Origin of the sequence: Acidovorax sp. HMWF029 (assembly GCF_003060895.1) — a bacterium.
Taxonomy (GTDB): Bacteria; Pseudomonadota; Gammaproteobacteria; order Burkholderiales; family Burkholderiaceae_C; genus Acidovorax.
The window spans coordinates 1-3,255 of record NZ_QAIH01000304.1 but is presented as its reverse complement, the minus strand read 5'-3'; the positions used below and the strand labels follow the sequence as shown (position 1 = coordinate 3,255).

The 3,255-nt window shown below is 67.4% G+C and carries 4 protein-coding genes; all 4 read right to left on the bottom strand.

The window, feature by feature from the left end:
* Window positions 1-470: YceI family protein (locus tag DBR12_RS20520; protein ID WP_233244992.1), on the bottom strand; the 470-nt coding region annotated here is incomplete at its 3' end.
* A gap of 133 nt (window positions 471-603) precedes the next feature.
* Complete coding sequence (locus DBR12_RS20515; RefSeq protein ID WP_108618917.1) at window positions 604-1,176, bottom strand: cytochrome b; 573 nt, start codon at window positions 1,174-1,176, stop codon at window positions 604-606.
* A gap of 385 nt (window positions 1,177-1,561) precedes the next feature.
* A complete protein-coding gene (locus DBR12_RS20510) occupies window positions 1,562-2,839 on the bottom strand; it encodes a heme biosynthesis protein HemY (RefSeq protein WP_108618916.1) in 1,278 nt (425 codons plus the stop codon).
* 12 nt (window positions 2,840-2,851) lie between these two features.
* Window positions 2,852-3,255, bottom strand: a 404-nt coding sequence (locus tag DBR12_RS20505) for a uroporphyrinogen-III C-methyltransferase (protein ID WP_199226743.1), incomplete at its 5' end; no start/stop codon positions are given.

Below are 3,255 nucleotides of genomic sequence, written 5' to 3'. Positions count from 1 at the left end.
ATCAAGGGCACGGCGCAGAACGTGACGGTGCCGGTGGCGCCGTTCTGGGCCAGCGCCACCGGCACCGTCACGTTCTGCGCCGTGCCCTTGATGGTGAGCTTGCCCGCCACTTCAAACTTGCCGCCGCCCAGCGCCTTGATGGCGGTGGATTCGAACTGCGCCTGTGGGAACTTGGGCACGTTGAACCAGGTGGGTTTGGGCAGTTCGGCATCGGTCTCGCGCGAGCCCAGCGTGGCGCTGCCGGTGTCTACCGTGAAGGCGATCTTGCTGGTGGCCAGCTTGGCTGGGTCAAACGCCACCTGGGCGCTGAACTTCTTGAAATGGCCGTCGAGCGGCACACCCATCTGGCGCGCGGTGAACTGCACCTCGCTCTGGGCGGGCACCAGTTGCTGCTGGGCCAAGGCGGACTGGGCACCGAATGCCAGGGCAAGGCCCAAGGCGGCGCAGGACAAGGAGGAGGTCAAATTCATTCGGGAAGCTCCGTTCAAAAGACAAAAACAGGATGGCCGTATCTGAGATCGATTGCGCCGTGCGCCACCCGTGGCGCGTGAGGCTGGCGCAGACCCAGCGAGGGACGCCGCCGCAGGCGACTCAGGGGGTGTTTCATTTCCCAGGCAGCATGCGAGCGATCAGGCCATCGCGGTCCACGATCTGGTGCTTGAGCGCGCCCGCAATGTGCAGCACCACCAGGCCCGCCATCGCAAATGCGGTGTACTGGTGCCAGGGCTTGATGGCCTCGGCCAGTTCCTTGCTCACCGGCACGAAATCGGGCAACTGCCACAGACCCAGGAACACGATGGGGAACCCGGCGGCCGAGCTGTAGGCCCATCCAATCAGCGGCACGGCAAAAAACAGCACGTAGAGCAGACCGTGCGTGGCGTGGTGCGCCAGCTTCTGCCAGCCCGGCATGGCCCGCTCGATGGCCTCGGGCAGCGCCGGGGGGCGGTGCGTGGCACGCCACAACAAGCGCAGCAGCGACAGCACAAGGATGGTGACACCCGCCCACTTGTGCCAGTTGTAGAGCTTGAGCCGCTGCGGGGAGAACGGCAGGCCGGTCATGTAGATGCCCACACCAAACAGGCCGATCAGTGCAAAGCCCAGCACCCAGTGCAGCAGCATCGCAGTGCGTGTGTAGCGGCGCGGCCCGGTGGCCGTGGAGGTGGCAGAAGTGGTCATCAAAAGCGTGGGCAGTGAAGGGCGGGGCCTGGTTGCTGGCAGCCCCAGTGCATGCGGGCGTGTCTGCGTGAAGGCAGTGTAGGAAGCGCCTGCCGGGTTCGGCTTCAGGCAGATTGACGCTTCATTTCAAAAAAAATGAATTGAGGAGCCCTTAGCAATCAAAGTTCCCCAACGTTTTGCGCTTTTTTGGATGGACATCGGTCGGTGGATGCGATGTCGGGCGTGCCGGAGCCGATCCGTGTGGCGGGGCGTCAGGCCTTGGTGGCGCTGCGACTGATGGGGTGTAGGTGCTGCGCCGACGACGCGCAGCAGAGCTTACCCACGGGTGGCAGGCAGTCGGCAAGCGCTGGAAAGGCCTTGCGGCCGAGGGGCACGGCGGTCGGGCTTAGCGGCTCAGGGCGGCCTGTTTCCAGGCACTGGCGGCGGCGCTATCGTCGCCACGCTGCTCGGCCAGTTCTGCCAGGCGGCGCCAGGCGCTCGTACGCAGGTGGGGGTCGGCCAGTTGCTGCGCTGCCTGGGTCAGCAGTTGTTGGGCCTTGCCCCACAGCTGGCGTTTGAGGCAGGCCATACCGGCCAGATACTGAAGGCGGGCGTCGCGCGGGTTTGTCTGGTGGGCCGATTCGATGCGGGCCAGCCAGGGGGCGTCGAGTTCGTCCAGCCCTGCTTCGAGCGCGCGCACCAGCTTCAAGGCATGGTGGTCGGCCAGCGCATCGGGCAGGTCCACCATGCGCTCCCATACTGGCAGCAGCCAGGCGCGCACCTGGTTGGCACCGCCTCCCAGGGCAGCCAGGCGCTGCGCGGCGTGGATGGCCAGCTCGGGCATGTTGCGCTCGGCTGTTTCAAGGGACTGCCAGATCTGCTGAAGCTGGGCGGTGTCGTGGGCGCTGTTGATGAGTTCGGTGGCCAGGCCGCGCACGATGCTTTGCGCTGCTGCGGGCGAGAAGGCGCGGTGTTTTCCCAGCAGGCGGGCGGTGTCCAGCGCCTCCTGGGTCTGCCGGGCCAGGCGTGTCGCCTTGAGCTTGATGCGCAGGGCCAGCGTGCGGCGTGCCGCGCCCTGGGGCAGGGCGGCCAGGCGCTCGAGGGTGGCGCTGGCATCGCGATCGTCCAGCGACCAGCGTGCGGCGCGCATCTGTGCGCCTTCGTGCATTTCCTGCTCGTTCACTGTGCCGCGCATCGGGGCTTCCTGCAGGGCGTCCTGCAGGTGGCTCTCGCGGGTGGCGCGGTCTTGCAGCGCGTGCGATGCCTCGGCCGCAATCATGTGGGCCAGGGCACGCAGCTGTCTGCCATGGGGCACAGCCTCGCCGCTTGCCTCCAGGGCGTGTTCCTGAGAGAGCGCCGCCACGGCGGCCTTGCGCGAGCGGATGAAGCGACCCCCGAGCATGTGGGTGAGCGCATCCAGCAAGGCCGCATGCATGGCACGCTCCTTTTGCTGCACGCGCCAGCGCCGGGCCTGGTGGGGCAGCTCCAGCAACGCAGCCAGGGCGCGCAGGGCTGCATAGAGGGTGACAAAACCGCCCACCAGCAGCAGCAACACCATGTTGAGCGACAGGTCGATGCGGTACGGCGGCCAGTACAGGGTGATGGTGCCCTGGTTGTTGCCCGCAAACAAAGCCGTGGCCACGGCCACGCCAAACAACGCCAGGAGCCAGAGTGCTGCGCGCATGCGTACAGCCCTTCAGCGGCCTGCGGCGGCCGTGGCCAGCGCAGACAGGGTTTCGTCCAGGCGGGGCTGCTCGGCCGCCTTCAGGCTGGCCTGGGCCGTCTGCAGCGTGCTGGCCGCAATCTGAGTGCGCCGCGAGGCCGGGTCAAAGTATTTGTTGAGCGCGGCCGTTGCGGCGCCCAGGTCGGCGCGGGCCGATTCGAACTGGCGCGCCAGCACGCCCAGGCGCGCGTTGAGCAGTTTGAGCTTGAGGTTCTCGCGCAGGAAAAAGGTTTGCTCCGGCGCCAGCAGGATGGCCTCGGGCTGGTCAATGCGGCTCACGCGTACCAGGCTCCGGGCCTCGTCGCGCACCACCTCCCAGCTGCGCTGCAGGGCCGCCTGCCACCAGGCCAGGCCTTCGGTGGGTGCGGGGGCGCTGC